Below are 17,830 nucleotides of genomic sequence, written 5' to 3'. Positions count from 1 at the left end.
AGTAGGTTAAACATTACAATTCAATAGTTTAAATATTCCTACAAATATTGCTTAACACGTTTTCTTTCGAGTAGAACTAATCTCATGTTATTGGTTTTTACTCACTCGGAGTGTAGGTAAATCTTCAGCCTTACTTGTAACGTATTAATTTCTGAATTTCGTATTTTTTCTGGTGGACAAAGGCTGTGGAATCACAATCGTCTGTATTCATTCGACACTATGACAAACAATCATTAAAGGTGGTTGATGTTATATCTGGTATCTCACCAAATGCTATGCGCAGAGTATTTGGCGGCTGGATATTTTTCGCAGCTGTTGTCGGCGTTATTGTAAGTGTAGCACCAGATTTGAGCGCTCAATTTATCGGTTTAACACTTTTCGTTCTTGTTGCTTTTACACTCGTAATGTTTGGACAGAGCAGAATAACGGAAGGCTGGCCAGCTATAATTTGCGACAACAACTACATCGGCGTTGTGAGAGACCCTGTTAAGAGAGAGTATATTTGTGTGAACTCTGCTCTGGTCAAGGAAGCTAACCCCACATTAATAAAACCCAACAAAAAAGCGGTTGAGATTGTGTTAGATAGCGAACAACTATCGGCAGAAGATCAAGAGGTGCTAAACCAAGCGGTTTGGCCTCGGGATAACAAGCTAATAGGGCTAGCCCATTTTAAAAAGCGTGAAGAGGCGTGTGATAGCCTCATGTGGTGTGTCAAACACCGTAGCTCTCATTAGATTTACAGTCTTGAGTATTACTCCTTGTCCGTGATTAGCGCTAGTTCGGTATAAAGCGGGTAGTGGTCTGAGCCTATGCTTTCAAGCTTCTCTATATTGACCAATGCAAAATGTTCCGAGTGAAATACGTGGTCTAACGGCCATTTCACTAAAGGATATTTCGCGTGAAATGTATTGAAAAAACCGCGCCCCTCTCGTGGGTCTAAAAGTCCGCTTATTTTCTTGAACTTTCTGGTAGTAGGTGACCAAGCCACATCGTTAAGATCGCCAGCGACGATAATAGGGCCCTCTGTTTCAGCTATTTCTTCCCCCACAACAGTAAGTTCTACGTCTCTGGGCTTTGCATACGTGTTTTCTGTTGGGCTTGGTGGTTTTGGATGAAGAAAATATAGCGTGACATCTTGTCCGTGGTGATTGATTTTAACTTTCATAGACGGCACATCTTCTTCTATTAGAAATCGCAATGAGACCTCTTCAAAGGGAAGCTTACTATAAAGATGCATACCGTAGAGGTTTTCGAGTGGGCAAAATTTACGATACGGGTATTCAGATTCAATTTCACTGATGCCTTTCTGCCACTTCTCATTAGATTCCAACGTTACGAGAAAATCAGGTTGCTTATTACGTACATGTTCAATGAGCTTGCGAAAATCGTCATTAGGCATATACACATTGCTTGATAAAACACTTAGCTTTTGGCTCGCACTCTCAACCTCGACGTGCCTAACTTCTCTTTTATACAGAGGGGTATAAGGAATGATCCAGATAACCTGATAAATAAGGCTAACTGTTAATCCAGCGACAATAATTACTGCTAGGCTATCTATCTGTGCGTAATAGGTTGATTCAAAAATATGCCCAGCAATTAACAAAGAAATGATAGCTGCTATTTGTAGTCGCGGAAATTCCCACACTCTTACTAACCAGTGAGAAGAAGGAAGCAAAGGGGCCCAGCTTACGGCTATAAATAAGACTGAAACAGCAGTAAGTGCAGTATCCATGTCTAGTTGGTCCTTGAGTTTAATTAACGAAAAACACTCCACATGTTGCTTCTGTCTGCAAAATTAAATTGATGACTATAGCTAGGGCCTGTTGACCTTTGGTGTACGAATTTTGGTCTAAATGGAAGCCTTTTGAATGTTCTCGATTTAGAACCACTAAACCGTCAAACATTCGCCTTGTCTAGATGGCACACAGACCGCTGCAAAAATGTACAACAAAGGTCAACAGGCCCCAGTGAAGCGACACAAATCGTTATAACTACGGCAGCTTTGTGAAATAAGTTTAACCTAAGTATCACTGTAACTTAGCGGCGGCCAACGACAAAAAGTTATCCCCTAGTACAATTGATAGGTGCTTTTCTTAAGTGAAGTTGACGAGTTTTGGGCATTAACAAAATTAAGTAAAAAGTTCTCAAACAAAGGCAAAGTTTGCAAAACAAAACTTACTTAACTAGCCCTGGATATTAATATTTATCATATAAAACAATGTCTTATTTTGTTGGCAAGGAATTGGCATGACTATCTACGAGTTTCGACAAAGGAGAAATGTTATGAAACGTTCACTTATTTCTATGATTGTTGCTACAACTTTGACTACAGCTGCATATGCAGGTGACATGGACACAGACAGCGCAAGTAATAAATGGGAGAAAGGTGCCAAAGACGCATGGATTGATGGCAAAGCAGAGGCAACGCTGTTGTTCAATGGTAACCTTGATTCATTCGACATTAATACTGACGTTAAAAACGGTAATGTCGTTCTTACTGGTAAGGTTGAGAACTCTGTTGATAAAAAGCTAGCGGAAGAGCTAGTTGCGAATATTGACGGTGTAACGTCTGTAGACAACAAGCTAACGGTTGTCTCTGACAAAGATATGGAAGGCGACATGTCAGATGACATGGAAGATACTGTTGACGAAGGCACAAGCGAGTTAACTGACGCCAAAATCGCCACAGTAATCAAAACTCGTCTTCTTATGGATACCGATATTTCAGGTTTCGACATCGATGTTGACGTAGAAAACGGTGTAGTAACACTGACTGGCGACGTTGATTCTGATGCTGAGCGTGACCTAGCTGTGGAAATTGCTAAGAATGCGTCTGACGTGAAAGATGTTGAAAGCAACCTTCGTGTAGTTACTGAAACTGCGATGAACTAATATCATTGTTGCTTTACACAAAAAAGGGGCCTCGGCCCCTTTTTTTTGGTCACGTTTTACAGAGCTTTTCAAATCGCAATAAACAAAGGAAGCACAGCTGCTAATATTTGTCAGGAGAACTTATTCACCATTCTCCACCTTTTTTCCATTTAGTATCATCTTACGTGCTCTAGCATCCGATTGGCGTATCATATCGTTAATAAGCGACGTCTCAGGCATATTCTTCCAGTATTTTTTTGGCATTGAACTTAACAATGCCTTTGTTTTTACGCGGGCAGGATTAAATATATTTGCATAATACGTAAGCCAGTATTTTTCAATTCTGTCATCATTCGGAATGATACTTGGATCAGGATTATCTTCCAAAACAAGTGTTTTAGTATTCCAATGCGCAGCTCGATAAGGGGTAAGTATTGACCAACACATATTTTTAAAACGAGTCTGAAAAAAATCGAGCTTCAATTCCAAGCTGAAGTGTTCTGGTTCATACCACGCAATAAAATGCTCTTGTCCGTCAAGTACAACTTCTCGAAATCTCAAAAAAGCACTTATCTTATATGCATCGCGTTTTACTGCTTTAGCCAGCACGTTGAGACGCAACACATCTTCGTCAGTTTTTAAGTGAATAAGGTTTCTGTTTTCGAAAACTACTCGCCATAAAACGCGGTAACATAAAGCGAAACGATCGGGGGCTTGGTGGCATAACGCATACTTCAACAGCGTTAAAACTGATCTGGGAATTCTGAAATTCGTTTGGCTTTCACCAATAGCGTTGGACGAATCGGTCACGGCAAACAAGTCGTCTTGGTTAGATTGCGAAGTTTGCCATGTAACGTTCTCGGGAGGTATGTGTTGGGCTAGACATTCTCTCGATGCTTTTCGCCATTCGTCGTATCCGGGCACTGATGAAATTGTTACTTTTTTCATTGCGGTACCAATTAGATTAGGCGCTGAACAATTCAAACTGTTTTGGTTGTTTAAATTGCTGTTCAAAGTTACTGCTATCGAGCAAATGTATAGCGGGGGAATAATCGCTAACAGTAATGAACGGTTTTAATTTTTGTAAGGGTAAACGCATTTTTGTGAGATCGAACCAGCTAAGCTTCGTGTAACGTCGAATAGCCAGAATTTTTTGTACTGTGCGTGCTCCCAGTCCAGGAACTCGCAATAAAAGTAGCTTGTCAGCTTTGTTTAAATCGATGGGAAATATGTGGCGATTGCGTAGCGCCCACGCAAGCTTGGGGTCGTGCTCCATATCTAGCATGTCGTTGTGTACGATTTCATCTAAACCAAATCCATAAAAGCGCAGGAGCCAATCGGCCTGATAAAGTCGGTGTTCACGGATAAGTGGTGCCGGTTTAAGAGGCAAGACTTCAGACGCATCTGGGATGGGCGAAAATGCAGAATAATAAACGCGCCGCAATTTTTGTTGACCATACAGTTTGACACTCGTGCCAAGGATAACTTTATCATTTGAGTCATCGGCTCCTATGATCATCTGGGTGGACTGTCCGCCAGGAGCAAAGCGAGGTGGACGTTTACCCGAGTAGGTTTTATCTACTTTGTGTTCATTTATTTTGTCTTTCAATGTATTCATTGAACCGTGAATTTCACCAAGGTCTTTTTCCGGGGCGTATTTGTTCAGCGAATTTTGCGTCGGCATTTCGATGTTTATACTTAGCCTATCGGCATATAAGCCAGCTTCAGCCTGTAGTTCAGGAGATGCATTCGGAATGGTCTTAAGATGAATGTATCCTTTAAATCCGTGATCAACGCGAAGAGACTTCGCGATGCGTACCATGCTCTCCATAGTCAGGTCAGGAGAGCCGACAATACCGGAACTTAAAAATAATCCCTCAATGTAGTTACGCTTATAAAAATTAAGCGTTAAATCAACTGTTTCTTTAACGGTAAAACGCGCTCGTTGAACGTTGCTAGACACCCTATTGATGCAGTAATGGCAATCGTATATGCAATAGTTGGTCATTAGGATCTTAAGTAATGATACGCATCGACCATCAGGGGTAAAGCTGTGACATATCCCTGACCCTCCTGTGAGCGAACCTATTCCTGTTTTGTCAGTTTTACCTGCTTTTCGTTTACCGGCGGAGCCACTTGCGCAAGAAGCATCATACTTAGCGGCATCTGAAAGAATTTCGAGTTTTTGAATGAGTTTGTCATGCATCGCAAATGGTCACTTTCTCTAGGCAAATGTACGTGGTAGACGGTCTGAAAAAAAACAAGATTCCATACCAGTACTTTGCTTGTTGTGGTATATCTCAATACTGTATAAGTGTACAGTATTAAGGGGAGTGAGTTTATTAAATTTGAAAGGAAAATTTTATCTTGCTGTGTGTAGAAAGTACCTTATACAACTTTAGTATAAGTTTTGGGTTGGTCTAAGCTGCTGAAAAATAAAGATTAACTATATGGTGCGGAAGGTGCATATGGTTAAGTAGATATGAGTGAATTACTTGATGTATTGAATAGACGAAAGTTTGTATTGTCAGGCAGAAAACATCTGCTGCAACGTGAAAGCTAGAAACTTAAATAGTCGAATGACTCAATACATTGGTGATAAATACTTCTAATTAAGTGGATTGTAGCGAGCTTATCGATACAAGTGCAAAATCGTTCAAGGAGTGGGGCATGAACTTTTTAAAGTGGGTTTATTCAGGCTTAGTGGTATCAGCAATCATTGTTATAGTCGGTGTAATTGGGCAAGGAAAGCTATCCGTAAGCCAAGCATCAGCTGATGACGAACAGCGCCCCGTTCACATGGATATTCAAAAAGTACAGCGCAACTTCTCATTGGTAGAATTTGATTTGTCGAAAAAGGCACATCTATTGAGAAAAACGCGTGTAGAGCACTACATTGCACAGGCTAAGCAAGCCGATTTAAGAGGTTGGAAATTTAAGCGTGATGAGTTTGTTGAGCGCGCCGAAAATATTCTAAATCACCATCTTACTCAATACGCGAATGATGTTAGTCAAGATGCGGAAACTTATACCGCTCAAGCAATCTAATACAAAGGCTATACATGAAAACGCGCCCTACATTCTTACAATGTAGGGCGCGTTTTTCGGTTGAGTGTTTTCCAAATTTATTCCGACAGCGCAGAAATATAAGCTCTTACCACTTTTTCAACAAAGGCCTGACAATCTTTGGCCGTGGTTGGGTCATATTCACCATGGTTGGTAATGTTGTTCGATAATACGCGAATACCTAAAAAGGGAACGTGGTAGGCATGTGCAATCTGCGCTGCAGAAGCGGTTTCCATTTCTTCCACACTCGTTCCCATATTCTTATGGAGCCATGCTATTCGATCTAACTCATTATTCCAAAAGTTACCACTGCCAATCGTTCCTTTAACGACGTTCCCGCGTTTGTACTGCTTGGATAGCGATAGAGCTAGGTTGATGAGCTGTTTGTCTCCTAAATAAAAACGCAACTTTTCTGCGTCTTTAGCGCTACTTCCTTCTCCCGCGCTGCCTTCTGACGCCATAAGATCCATCGGTAGCCAATTAAACGGATGAGAACCTTCTCCTTGAGCTAGCTTGGGCGTTTTAAAGTTGGATGCATTAATACTGCGTTCGCCAAGAACAATATCACCAACTTTTAAGGAAGGATCGTGGCCACCTGATGTTCCCTGATTGATGATAAGGCGAGGGTGGTATCTCTCTATGCCAATAGCGGTGGCGGCCGCTGTATTTTCTAAACCCTTACCGGTTTTAGCTACCACAATGGGATACCCGTCTAGTGTCCCTTTATAGAATACCGCATTACCTGAATACTCTGTTGTAGTGTTATCCAAAAGCGCAGCAAAGTATTCGGCTTCAATGGGCATGGGGCCTTGAATCATTATTGGCTGTAACGGAGCGTTCTGTGAAGCTACTTCTACACGCTTCATGGTGTGTACGTGCTGTGTATTTGCCCATACGCTATGAGTGAAAAGTGCCAAGAGCGTTATAATTGCTGAAAAACGTGTGTAGCGATTGAAAACTAGCTGCATGTCTATCCTTATTTTTGTCGTTGTTGTCCCGAGGAGTGTTAACGAATTCTCGTTGTTTTGTTGGATATGTTTCTTGTAATTTTGATACTGACTTAGATGAGTGTTCTTATTATAAGCGTCAGCTTACCACTGCTTTAGTAAATTACAGGCAAAAAAAAGCGAAGCATTTGCTTCGCTTTAATAGTGTATTCGTCGCTATTCGACTTCTACGATTTTAAGGGTATTGGTCGCGCCCACTTTTTCCATTTCATCGCCGTAAGTCAGGATGATACTGTCGCCGCTTTTCACTAACCCTTTCTCTTTAAGTGATGCAATGACATCGTACTTCAATTTGCCAGGTTCACTGTTTGAAGAGTCAAAGAAAACCGGCTTAACGCCGCGGCAAAGCGCCATCGTGTTAAGCGTTGATTCGTGACGAGACATCGCAATAATTGGCAGAGATGTAGTAATGCGAGACATTAACGTTGGTGTAGTTCCACTTTCAGTTAAACCTACAATCGCTTTAACACTTGGCAAGTGGTTCGCAGCGTAAACCGCTGACAGAGCAATTGACTCGCTAGTAGAAGAAAACTGCTGATCCATGCGGTGCTTGGAAATTTTAACGCTTGGATGTGTTTCCGCGCCTTCACAAACACGAGCCATAGCTGCAACTGTTTCAATAGGGAAATTACCCGCCGCTGTTTCAGCTGAAAGCATTACCGCGTCAGTGCCGTCTAGTACAGCGTTTGCAACGTCCATTACTTCTGCACGTGTAGGCATAGGGCTGTCAATCATCGACTCCATCATTTGCGTCGCGGTGATCACAACCTTGTTGAGCTGGCGAGAACGGGCAATCAGTTTCTTTTGAACACCAACAAGTTCCGCATCGCCAATTTCTACACCCAAGTCACCACGAGCAACCATTACCGCATCTGAAGCGCTGATGATATCCGTCATGGCTTCGTTAGACGCCACCGTTTCAGCACGCTCGACCTTTGCACAAATTTTTGCGTAGCAGCCAGCTGCTTCGGCAAGTTCTCGCGCGTAGTTCAAGTCTGCGCCGCTGCGAGGAAATGACACTGCAAGGTAATCAACACCAATTTTCGCGGCGGTTTTAATGTCTTCTTTGTCTTTTTCGGTAAGTGCATCTGCAGAAAGACCACCGCCTTGACGGTTAATGCCTTTATTGTTTGAAAGCTTGCCGCCTACTGTTACTTCAGTAATCACTTTGCGGCCTTCAACGCCAGTTACTCGAAGCTGAATACGACCGTCATCAAGAAGCAGAATATCGCCTGCTGATACATCATCAGGAAGCGCTTTGTAATCAATACCTACTTGATTAATATCACCTTCGTCGCGGCCTAATTCAGCGTCTAGAATGAATTTTGCGCCAACCTCTAAACGAACTGCACCTTCGGCAAAACGAGCAACACGGATTTTAGGGCCCTGAAGATCACCTAAAATCGCTACGTATTTACCTAGGTTCTTTGCTGCCTGACGAACGCGCTTTGCACGTTCAATGTGGTCTTCGGCTTGTCCGTGTGAAAAGTTCATGCGCACAGTGTTTGCGCCTGCGGCAATAAGTGCCTGAATCTTTTCAAGTGAGTCGGTTGCAGGTCCTAGGGTGGCAAGAATTTTCGTTCTTCTGGTCATGTGATTCCGTCGCTGTTTCTAAGTTAGAAAAGACAAAGAGTGATAGGCTACGCGTTTATACGGTATGCCTGTAATCGCTTTACGTAATTTTATTACAGAATAATAGTTGAATTTGACAAAAATGTGAATGAAATAAACAAAAACGCCTAACTGGCTCGACCAGTTAGGCGTTTTCGCTGATTTATTGAACCAATATTGCTACGGTAGGTGGTTCTTATTTGATCACGTGGGAAGAAAATTACTCACCACGCTTTTCATAACGTGAACCACGCAGCGTATCCTTTACTCGCTTGAGATTCTCTCTGAACTTGTTGCCGCGGCGCAGTGTAAAGCCGGTTGCCAGTACATCAATTAGCGTGAGCTGTGCGATGCGAGAGGCCATAGGCATATACATATCAGTATCTTCCGGCACTTCCAGCGATAACACGTAACTGCACTCTTGTGCCAGCGGGCTATCTGCTGAGGTAATTCCTACTACAGTAGCGTCGTTCATGCGGGCAATTTGCGCTATTTCTACTAAGCTTTTAGTTCGGCCCGTATGGCTAATCAATACAACAACATCGCCATCTGAACAGTTCATGCAGCTCATGCGCTGCATCAGAATATCTTCAAAGTAGACCACTGGAACATTGAAGCGGAAAAACTTATTTAGTGCATCGTGTGCCACTGAAGCTGAAGCGCCTAAGCCGAAAAATGAAATTTTCTGTGCTTGTGTAAGTAAATCAACAACGCGATTTACCACGTTCACATCCACAGATTGGCGCGCCACTTCCAGGGACGCCATGGTCGATTCGAATATCTTATTGGTATATTCGTCTGGGCTGTCGTTTTCATCAACATGGCGGTTTACATAAGGCGTGCCGTTAGCCAGGCTCTGCGCTAAATGCAGTTTAAAGTCTGGGAAGCCTTTAGTATCAAGTCTTCGGCAGAAACGGTTTACGGTAGGCTCACTAACATCCGACATCTTAGCGAGAGTTGCTATACTCGAATGAATGGCCGTTTGTGGGTTAGCTAGAATTACTTCAGCTACCTTTTTCTCAGATTTACTGAATGCCGCTTGGTTTTGTGTAATTTTTTCTAAAATGTTCATACAGATATAGCAATTAGTTAGCACAATTTATTGTAAGGTACACCCGTAATAGTACCCAATGTGACGTCTGTGACAAGAAAAATGTAATTTTTTGACAATTTTTGTTATTTCAATCGGGTTAAATGAGGGTAAACTGAGGGAAACAGTAAAGATTCAGATCCTATAGTTGGTACAAGTTGTAATTTTACTACATTTGGTGTTAACTATACGGTAAAAATAGTCGTTAGTGTTGTAAATAACTGTACAATACGCCGCGGACACATACATTTAAAAGGTCGACGAATATGGTATTGGATAATTCCTACGAACCCTGTGATTTTGTACTTTTCGGTACACTGGGAGATCTTTCACGACGCAAGTTGTTGCCTTCTTTATATCAGCTTGAAAAAGCAAACTTGATGCACCCAGACACCACTATTGTGGGTGTTGCGCGTCAAGAAATGGAGCTGGATGCCTATATTGAAGAAGTTCATGCCAACCTAATCAAGTTTGGCGAGAAGAACTTGTGTGAAGCCACTTGGGAAAAAATGAAAGCGCGTTTGCACTATGCATGTGTAGACATGAAGGACGTTGAAAGCTATTGCGTATTAGACGACCACGTTGACCCAAGCCGCACCATGGTGTGTTATTTAGCGACGCCACCGGCGATATACGGTGATATCTGTCGTGGCCTGCATAGCTGCAAAATTATCGACTCAAGCGTTCGCGTTGTGCTAGAAAAGCCAATTGGTCACGATTTGGCATCGTCTAAAGTGATCAATGAGCAAGTTGCAGAATACTTCGACGAAAAGCAAATTTACCGCATTGACCATTACCTTGGTAAAGAGACAGTACTAAACCTAGTATCACTGCGTTTTGCCAATTCTATTTTTGCTACTAACTGGGACCACAACTGCATTGACCATGTTCAAATCTCAGTTGCAGAGTCAGTGGGTATTGAAGGGCGTTGGGGTTACTTTGACGACGCGGGTCAAATGCGAGATATGGTGCAAAACCACTTGCTACAAATTCTAAGCTTGGTAGCGATGGAGCCTCCGACAACGCTCGACGCTGACAGCATTCGTGACGAAAAATTGAAAGTGCTTAAAGCGCTTCGTCCGATTAACTCGTTTAATATTAATGACAGCACAGTACGCGGTCAGTATACCTCTGGTTTCGTGAAGGGCGAAGAAGTGCCTGGGTACCTTGAAGAAGAAGGTGCTAATACGCAAAGTAAAACCGAAACCTTTGTTGCTATTAAAGCGGAAATTGACAACTGGCGTTGGGCTGGTGTGCCGTTCTACCTACGCACAGGTAAGCGCATGCCAACTAAGGTGAGTGAAGTTGTTATTTACTTCAAGCGTCAGCCACACAACTTGTTCGGTGACAGCTTCAAGAATCTCCCACCCAATAAGCTCGTTATTCGTCTACAGCCGGACGAAGGTGTAGAAATCACCGTTATGAATAAAGTACCTGGCTTAACCAGCTCAGGCTCTATGGATCTACAAAAATCTAAGCTAAACCTAAGTTTCTCTGAAGCGTTTGCCGATGAGCGTATTCCTGACGCATACGAAAAACTCCTTCTTGAAGTTATGTTGGGTAATCAGGCGCTATTCGTTCGTCGTGACGAAATTGAGCAAGCTTGGACGTGGGTAGACTCAATTCTTGAAGCGTGGAAGCAATCGAGCGAGCCGCCAGAACCGTATCAAGCAGGTACGTGGGGGCCGGTAGACTCTATAGGTCTTCTTGCTCGCGAAAATCGCAGCTGGTACGAAAGCAAAACAGGGAAGAAAAAGTAATATGGCGTTAACAACTCTATCATTTGAAACACCTGATGCGCTGACTGATGCATTTGCGCAAGACTTAGTCAGCATTTTAAAAACAGGTATTAAAACTCGCGGTCGAGCTTCGCTTGTCGTTAGTGGTGGTCGTACACCGCTGGCGCTTTTTAAACAACTAAGTGAAACCGAACTTGAGTGGGATAAGGTTGATGTCACCCTTGCCGACGAGCGCTGGGTTGAAGAGGGCCACGAGGCCAGCAACACCAGCCTAGTCAAAAATAATCTAATTCAAAATAAAGCCGCAGCAGCTCGTTTTATCGAATTGAAAAGCGATGCTAATGATGCAAACGAAGGCGTAAATGCCGCAGAGTCAAATCTGGCTAGCATGTCACAACCTTTTGATGCATTGATTCTTGGCATGGGGGAAGATGGTCACACTGCATCGCTTTTCCCTTGCTCTGAACAAGTACTTGACGGCTTAGATATGAGCAGCGGCAGAACCTGCATCGCTGTTCAACCTACAACAGCACCTCATCAACGTATTTCATTAACGCTACCAGCGTTACTCAATAGCCGTAATATCTTTTTGCATTTAACAGGCGAGAAGAAAAAACAAGTCTTACTTGATGCTATTGAAAATGCCACCGAAGCGCAAAAGCCCATCACCGCCGTAGTTAATCGCGCGCCGGTTACTTTGATGTGGGCGCCATAGGAGACAAACATGAATCCAAAAATTGCTGAAGTTACGCAACGAATTATCGAGCGTAGTAAAGAAACGCGTAAGGCGTATCTAGAAAAAATTGAGAGTGCACGACGTCAAGGACCACACCGTGGTGTGTTGTCATGCGGTAACCTTGCTCACGGCTTTGCAGCATGTGGAACAAGCGAAAAATCAGATCTTCGTTCAATGACCAAAGCCAACGTGGCAATTGTGTCTGCGTATAACGATATGCTTTCAGCGCACCAGCCTTACGAGACGTATCCTGCGCTCATTAAGGATGCAGTGAAAGAGGTAGGCAGCGTAGCCCAGTTCGCAGGTGGCGTACCTGCTATGTGTGATGGTGTTACACAAGGCCAGTCTGGCATGGACTTAAGCCTAATGAGCCGTGATAACATTGCTCAGGGGGCTGCCATTGCGCTTTCTCACAACATGTTCGATAGCGCACTGATGCTAGGTATCTGCGACAAAATCGTTCCTGGGCTTCTAATGGGCGCACTAACGTTTGGTCATTTGCCAACCGTTTTTGTGCCAGCAGGTCCAATGCCATCGGGTCTTCCAAACAAAGAAAAAGCCCGTGTTCGTCAAGAATTTGCCGAAGGTAAAGTAGGGCGTGACGCGCTGCTTGAAGCTGAATCTCAATCTTACCACTCTGCAGGTACCTGTACGTTCTACGGAACGGCAAACTCGAATCAGCTAGTGGTTGAAATGATGGGCTTGCACCTTCCTGGTTCGTCGTTTGTTAATCCGGGCACTCCTTTGCGCGACGCGCTAACTAAAGCGGCTGCGGTTCAAGCAACACGCTTAACTGACCTTGGCGACAACTATACGCCAATTGGTCATATTGTAGATGCAAAAGCCATTGTGAACGGCCTTGTAGGTCTTCTTGCTACGGGTGGTTCTACTAACCACACCATGCACCTTATTGCGGTAGCACGCGCTGCAGGTTACATCGTAAATTGGGACGACTTCTCAGATATCTCTAATGCTGTGCCTCTTCTTACTCGCATTTACCCGAATGGCTCAGCTGACATTAACCACTTTGTTGCAGCAGGTGGTATGTCATTGCTAATTAGACAGTTGCTTGATGCGGGTCTACTACATAACGATGTTAAGACCATTTGTGGTGAAGGCTTAGACTTCTACACTAAAGAGCCTGTGCTTAAAGACGGCGAATTAGAATGGCGAGACGGCCCAACGGAATCCCTTGATAAAGAAGTGCTAGCAACTGTTGACGCACCGTTTAAGCCAGATGGTGGTTTGAGTGTGCTTGACGGCAATCTTGGTCGTGGTGTTATTAAAACCTCAGCACTTCGCACGCCTCACTGTAATATCAAAGCACCAGCAGTTGTGTTTGAAGACCAGTTTGAACTCGATGACGCGTTTAAGTCTGGCAAGTTAGACAAAGACTGCATTGTAGTTGTTCGCTTCCAAGGTCCTTCAGCGATTGGTATGCCAGAACTTCACCGCTTAACGCCACCTCTTGGGGTGCTTCAAGATCGCGGCTTTAAAGTGGCGCTAGTTACTGACGGTCGTATGTCTGGTGCATCAGGTAAAGTTCCTGCAGCTATCCACGTGACTCCAGAAGCTTATAAAGGCGGTCTACTTGCTAAAGTGCAAGAGGGCGACATTATTGAGCTAAACACACAAACTGGTGCACTAACACTGCATGTGGACGATGAAACACTGGCTGCACGTGAAGCAGCGCCAGCGAACTTAGCTAAGCATCACGTTGGAATGGGACGTGAAATGTTTGCGGGTATGCGCGCTATTCTGACGGGTGCAGAAGAGGGTGCATGTTCACTGTTTTACACGCAGGAGCAAGCATAATGAGCCAGAAGTTTGTGGCTGATGTTGGCGGTACGAATATTCGTGTTGCAAGGGTAACCGAGTCAGGTGTAGCCGACATCAAAAAATATATGTGTAATGATTTCGCCAGCATAGACCTTGCTATTGCACAATACTTTAGCGACATGCCGGAATACAGCTTTTCGCAAGGTTGTATTGCAATTGCATGTCCAGTATTGGGCGATCAAGTCGAGATGACGAATCACAGCTGGGCATTTTCTCAAAATGCACTTCGCTCTCAGCTTAAACTAGACGCGTTGTTCGTTATCAATGACTTCACTGCCGTAGCGCACTCTTTGCCTGTATTGGGCGAAGAGCAAGTGGTACAAATTGGCGAAGGCACTGCGAAAGAAAATGGCAATATCGCTGTTTTTGGACCTGGTACAGGATTGGGTGTTGAGCATATTACAATGACCTCAACTGGCTGGCAGACGCTGGACGGTGAAGGTGGTCATGTAGACTTTGCACCGGTAGATGAAACCGATGTTGTCGTATGGCGTCACCTTCAATCTACCTTAGGACGTGCTTCTGCTGAAGAAGTAATGTCTGGACGCGGTCTGCATAATATTTACACCGCGCTAGCAAACCACGCATCAGCACCAGTTGTATTTACCGAGCCGGCTCAAATCACTGACGCTGCGCTGAACGGTACCTGTAAAATTGCTGAAGCGACGCTTACCCAATTCTGCCGAATTATGGGAAGCTTTGCGGGTAATTTAGCACTTAACATGGCGACCACGGGCGGCATCTTCATTGGTGGTGGTATTGCTAACCGTTTCCCTGAATTTATTCAAAATAGCGATTTTAGAGCGCGTTTTGAAGCGAAAGGTCAAATGAAGCACTACGTGAAAGACATTCCCACCTATTTAATTGCAGAGCCTGATCATGGTTTATTGGGTGCGGCTGCATATCTGAATCAAAATACAGCGAGCTAAATTATGACAACGAAATGGAAATACTCTCCAGAGGAAATTTTTGCGGCCGGTCCAGTTGTACCTGTTTTGGTAATCAATGACGTAGAAAAAGCGGTTCCTCTGGCAAAAGCGCTGATGGAAGGTGGTATTAAAGTACTAGAAGTAACGCTACGTACCCCTGCTGCTATTGACGTGATTAAGCGAATTGCACAAGAAGTGCCTGACTCGCTAATTGGTGCTGGAACCGTGACTAACGCCCAACAGCTTAAAGCGGTAGTTGAAGCGGGCGCTAAGTTCGCAATTAGCCCAGGTATGACGGCTGATTTGCTAAAAGCGGGTATGGATTCAGAAATTCCACTTATCCCTGGTATCTCTTCAACTTCTGATTTGATGAAGGGTAAAGATGCGGGTTATACCCACATGAAATTCTTCCCAGCAGAGGCTTCAGGTGGCGTTAAAGCCATTAAGTCAATCAGTGGTCCTTTCCCTGATGTGACGTTTTGCCCAACGGGTGGCATTGGTCCAAACAACTACAATGACTATTTAGCGCTTAACAACGTTAAATGTGTAGGTGGTTCGTGGCTTGCCCCTGACGACGCAATTGAATCAGGTGACTGGGCGCGTATTACGCAGCTAGCAAAAGAAGCTGTTGCGGGTGCTAAACAGTAATTTGCTGAACCTTTAAATGAAAAAACCTGCTCATTGGCAGGTTTTTTTTTATCTCTTGATCGTGAACTGCGACTGTCTACCTTCCGAAGTGTCAGTGAAATTGCGCTTGCACTTCAAAAAATTTACTTCGGAACAATAGATTGTTTCAGTGTGTGGCTAGCACCGGGGGACAGTGTCTTTCCCTGAGTTAGCGATGTTTCTACGCACAACATATGCTTATAGCCAAATGGGTCCATGTCTGAAATAGACGCTGCGCCTAACCACGGGTTCCACACTACCAAAGAGTCATTGCCGTCGGATACCACTTCCGTGAACGCGTTGCCTTCGACTTCAATTTCTGCCGTTTTAATCGGCGCAACATGAATGCGATCCGTTTCGCCTGTGATGGTGTACGGACTCGGTGTCGTCTTAAGCCCCCAGTCGTCAAGTTTGTCTTTATATTGACCTTCAATTCCAGTTATTTGGGTATGCTGAATGTGGTCAACGTGGAAATATGTATGTAGTGCACAGTTAAATTCGAATGGTACAACACCCGTATTTTCTGTAGTTAGCGCGACGTCCATCGTCTCACCAACGGTAATTACCATGGTCACGTTACAATCGTTCTCAAACCCTTCAGCTCGGGTAAAGCTTGGCGAAAGCGTAATCGTTGTTCCGCTTTCTTTATCTTCTGAATGAATCAGCTTCCACACTTGTGTTCTCAAAAAGCCGTGAGCGGGGAGGGCACCTTTTTCTCGACCGTGATCATCGCTAAACCAAGGCCAGCACACCGGAATACCACCGCGAATAGGTCGCTCTCCGTTCAAGTAAGCATGGGGGCTTACCCAAAGACGCTCTCTGCCATCGCTTTTAGGCACATATGACAAGATATGACCGCCAAATAGGCTAATACGCGCAGAGGCAAACGCATTATCTACGTCTAAAAAGGTAAGTCCATTAGACTCACTAACGGTAACTGAACTCACAGGTGGCATAAGCCCTCCTTGGACTAATAAGAAAACAACAAAGGGTAAGCGACGGGAAAGCGTATGTCGCTGGAATATCGTTATTATGCGTGTTTACGACCACGAAAAACAAAAAAGGTGCAAACGCCGTGTTTACACCTTTAGATTAACTCAACTTTAGCGTGAATAGTTTAACTATTTTAGCTTAATACCGTTAATTACTTAGAAATGTGAGCCACAAGGTCTAGAACCTTGTTTGAGTAGCCCCATTCGTTGTCGTACCAAGAAACGAGTTTAACGAATGTATCAGTAAGTGCGATACCTGCAGTGGCGTCAAATACCGATGTGCGAGCGTCGCCAAGGAAGTCGTTAGACACAACCGCATCTTCTGTGTAACCCATGATACCTTTAAGCTCGCCTTCTGAAGCTTCTTTCATTGCTGCACAAATTTCATCGTAGCTAGCAGGCTTCGCAAGGTTTACAGTAAGGTCTACTACTGAAACGTTTGGCGTAGGTACACGGAAAGCCATACCTGTTAACTTGCCGTTAAGCTCAGGGATAACTTTACCTACTGCTTTTGCTGCACCGGTTGATGATGGAATGATGTTCTGACCAGCACCACGACCACCACGCCAGTCTTTCATTGAAGGACCGTCTACCGTTTTCTGTGTAGCAGTTGTTGCGTGAACCGTTGTCATCAAACCGTCTACAATACCAAATTTATCGTTAAGCACTTTGGCAAGTGGAGCAAGACAGTTAGTTGTGCAAGACGCGTTTGAAACAATAGTTTCGCCAGCGTAGCTTTCTTGGTTAACACCCATAACGAACATAGGCGTGTCATCTTTAGAAGGTGCAGACATAACAACTTTCTTCGCGCCAGCTTCGATGTGCTTCGCGGCAGTTTCTTTAGTCAGGAACAGACCTGTTGATTCAACAACCACGTCAACGTCTACTTCATCCCACTTAAGTGCAGCTGGATCTCTTTCAGATGTAATGCGGATAGTTTTGCCGTTTACAACTAGGCTATTGTTATCTACTGTAACTTCACCGTCGAATAAACCGTGAGTCGAGTCGTATTTCAATAGATAAGCAATGTAGTCCGTGTCTAGTAAGTCGTTTATTGCAACAACTTCGATGTCGTTGCGCTCCGCTGCTGCGCGCATTACTAGGCGTCCAATACGGCCAAAACCATTGATACCGATGCGAATTGTCATAACGTACCCCGATTATTTAAATAAAATGAAAATAAATTACGTAAAGTATGGATCAAAATGCCATAATTAGCAAAATAAAAAGCCAAAGTGTTGCAAAATTACGAATAAGTGCTATTGCAATCGTATTCAGATA

General features: G+C 43.9%; 16 protein-coding genes. 8 read left to right on the top strand and 8 right to left on the bottom strand.

Annotated elements, in window-relative coordinates; genetic code table 11:
* The first annotated feature begins 185 nt into the window (after positions 1-185).
* Complete coding sequence (locus MHM99_RS12040) at positions 186-734, top strand: hypothetical protein (protein WP_014949862.1); 549 nt, start codon at positions 186-188, stop codon at positions 732-734.
* 17 nt (positions 735-751) lie between these two features.
* Here the strand turns inward: MHM99_RS12040 and MHM99_RS12035 are convergent, their stop codons facing one another.
* Positions 752-1,735: an endonuclease/exonuclease/phosphatase family protein gene (locus MHM99_RS12035; protein ID WP_239219509.1), complete on the bottom strand. Its 984-nt coding sequence runs from the start codon at positions 1,733-1,735 to the stop codon at positions 752-754.
* Between the two features lie 551 nt (positions 1,736-2,286).
* Between MHM99_RS12035 and MHM99_RS12030 the strand changes: the two genes are divergently transcribed.
* A complete protein-coding gene (locus tag MHM99_RS12030) occupies positions 2,287-2,895 on the top strand; it encodes a BON domain-containing protein (protein WP_239219507.1) in 609 nt (202 codons plus the stop codon).
* Positions 2,896-3,015: 120 nt separating this feature from the next.
* Here MHM99_RS12030 and MHM99_RS12025 read toward each other — a convergent pair whose 3' ends face one another.
* Together MHM99_RS12025 and MHM99_RS12020 are read right to left on the bottom strand one after the other, a co-directional pair.
* Positions 3,016-3,822: a TIGR03915 family putative DNA repair protein gene (locus MHM99_RS12025; RefSeq protein WP_239219505.1), complete on the bottom strand. Its 807-nt coding sequence runs from the start codon at positions 3,820-3,822 to the stop codon at positions 3,016-3,018.
* A gap of 16 nt (positions 3,823-3,838) precedes the next feature.
* Entirely contained in the window at positions 3,839-5,080 is a 1,242-nt protein-coding gene (locus MHM99_RS12020) for a putative DNA modification/repair radical SAM protein (protein WP_239219503.1), read from the bottom strand.
* A 464-nt stretch (positions 5,081-5,544) separates the two neighbouring features.
* Between MHM99_RS12020 and MHM99_RS12015 the strand changes: the two genes are divergently transcribed.
* Complete coding sequence (locus MHM99_RS12015) at positions 5,545-5,922, top strand: hypothetical protein (RefSeq protein ID WP_239219501.1); 378 nt, start codon at positions 5,545-5,547, stop codon at positions 5,920-5,922.
* A gap of 77 nt (positions 5,923-5,999) precedes the next feature.
* Here the strand turns inward: MHM99_RS12015 and MHM99_RS12010 are convergent, their stop codons facing one another.
* The 3 genes from MHM99_RS12010 to MHM99_RS12000 all read right to left on the bottom strand — a co-directional run bounded on the left by MHM99_RS12010 (position 6,000) and on the right by MHM99_RS12000 (position 9,630).
* Positions 6,000-6,908: a 5'-methylthioadenosine/S-adenosylhomocysteine nucleosidase gene (locus MHM99_RS12010; protein ID WP_239219499.1), complete on the bottom strand. Its 909-nt coding sequence runs from the start codon at positions 6,906-6,908 to the stop codon at positions 6,000-6,002.
* A gap of 195 nt (positions 6,909-7,103) precedes the next feature.
* Complete coding sequence (pyk, locus tag MHM99_RS12005; protein ID WP_239219496.1) at positions 7,104-8,540, bottom strand: pyruvate kinase; 1,437 nt, start codon at positions 8,538-8,540, stop codon at positions 7,104-7,106.
* Between the two features lie 238 nt (positions 8,541-8,778).
* Entirely contained in the window at positions 8,779-9,630 is an 852-nt protein-coding gene (locus MHM99_RS12000; protein ID WP_014949854.1) for a MurR/RpiR family transcriptional regulator, read from the bottom strand.
* 284 nt (positions 9,631-9,914) lie between these two features.
* Between MHM99_RS12000 and zwf the strand changes: the two genes are divergently transcribed.
* Genes zwf through MHM99_RS11975 form a run of 5 tightly spaced genes read left to right on the top strand, consistent with a single transcriptional unit; the run spans position 9,915 to position 15,539 of the window.
* Complete coding sequence (gene zwf / locus MHM99_RS11995; protein WP_014949853.1) at positions 9,915-11,408, top strand: glucose-6-phosphate dehydrogenase; 1,494 nt, start codon at positions 9,915-9,917, stop codon at positions 11,406-11,408.
* A gap of 1 nt (position 11,409) precedes the next feature.
* The gene (gene pgl / locus MHM99_RS11990) at positions 11,410-12,102 is read left to right on the top strand and encodes a 6-phosphogluconolactonase (protein ID WP_101564973.1); all 693 of its coding nucleotides are present in this window, start codon (positions 11,410-11,412) and stop codon (positions 12,100-12,102) included.
* 9 nt (positions 12,103-12,111) lie between these two features.
* Complete coding sequence (gene edd, locus MHM99_RS11985) at positions 12,112-13,938, top strand: phosphogluconate dehydratase (protein ID WP_014949851.1); 1,827 nt, start codon at positions 12,112-12,114, stop codon at positions 13,936-13,938.
* Positions 13,938-14,891: a glucokinase gene (locus tag MHM99_RS11980; RefSeq protein WP_014949850.1), complete on the top strand. Its 954-nt coding sequence runs from the start codon at positions 13,938-13,940 to the stop codon at positions 14,889-14,891. Before edd ends, MHM99_RS11980 begins: the two co-directional genes overlap by 1 nt.
* 3 nt (positions 14,892-14,894) lie before the next feature.
* Positions 14,895-15,539, top strand: coding sequence for a bifunctional 4-hydroxy-2-oxoglutarate aldolase/2-dehydro-3-deoxy-phosphogluconate aldolase (locus tag MHM99_RS11975; RefSeq protein ID WP_014949849.1), 645 nt, complete (start codon positions 14,895-14,897; stop codon positions 15,537-15,539).
* Positions 15,540-15,661: 122 nt separating this feature from the next.
* On the opposite strand, the gene MHM99_RS11970 is transcribed toward MHM99_RS11975, so the two are convergent.
* Together MHM99_RS11970 and gap are read right to left on the bottom strand one after the other, a co-directional pair.
* Entirely contained in the window at positions 15,662-16,513 is an 852-nt protein-coding gene (locus MHM99_RS11970; RefSeq protein WP_239219494.1) for a D-hexose-6-phosphate mutarotase, read from the bottom strand.
* Between the two features lie 188 nt (positions 16,514-16,701).
* The gene (gene gap, locus MHM99_RS11965) at positions 16,702-17,697 is read right to left on the bottom strand and encodes a type I glyceraldehyde-3-phosphate dehydrogenase (protein ID WP_014976817.1); all 996 of its coding nucleotides are present in this window, start codon (positions 17,695-17,697) and stop codon (positions 16,702-16,704) included.
* Between the last annotated feature and the right edge of the window lie 133 nt (positions 17,698-17,830).

The sequence above is a fragment of the Alteromonas sp. MmMcT2-2 genome (assembly GCF_022348305.1).
GTDB lineage: Bacteria > Pseudomonadota > Gammaproteobacteria > Enterobacterales > Alteromonadaceae > Alteromonas > Alteromonas macleodii.
The sequence above is the reverse complement of the archived record's forward strand: the minus strand, read 5'-3'. Positions and strand labels throughout refer to the sequence as shown.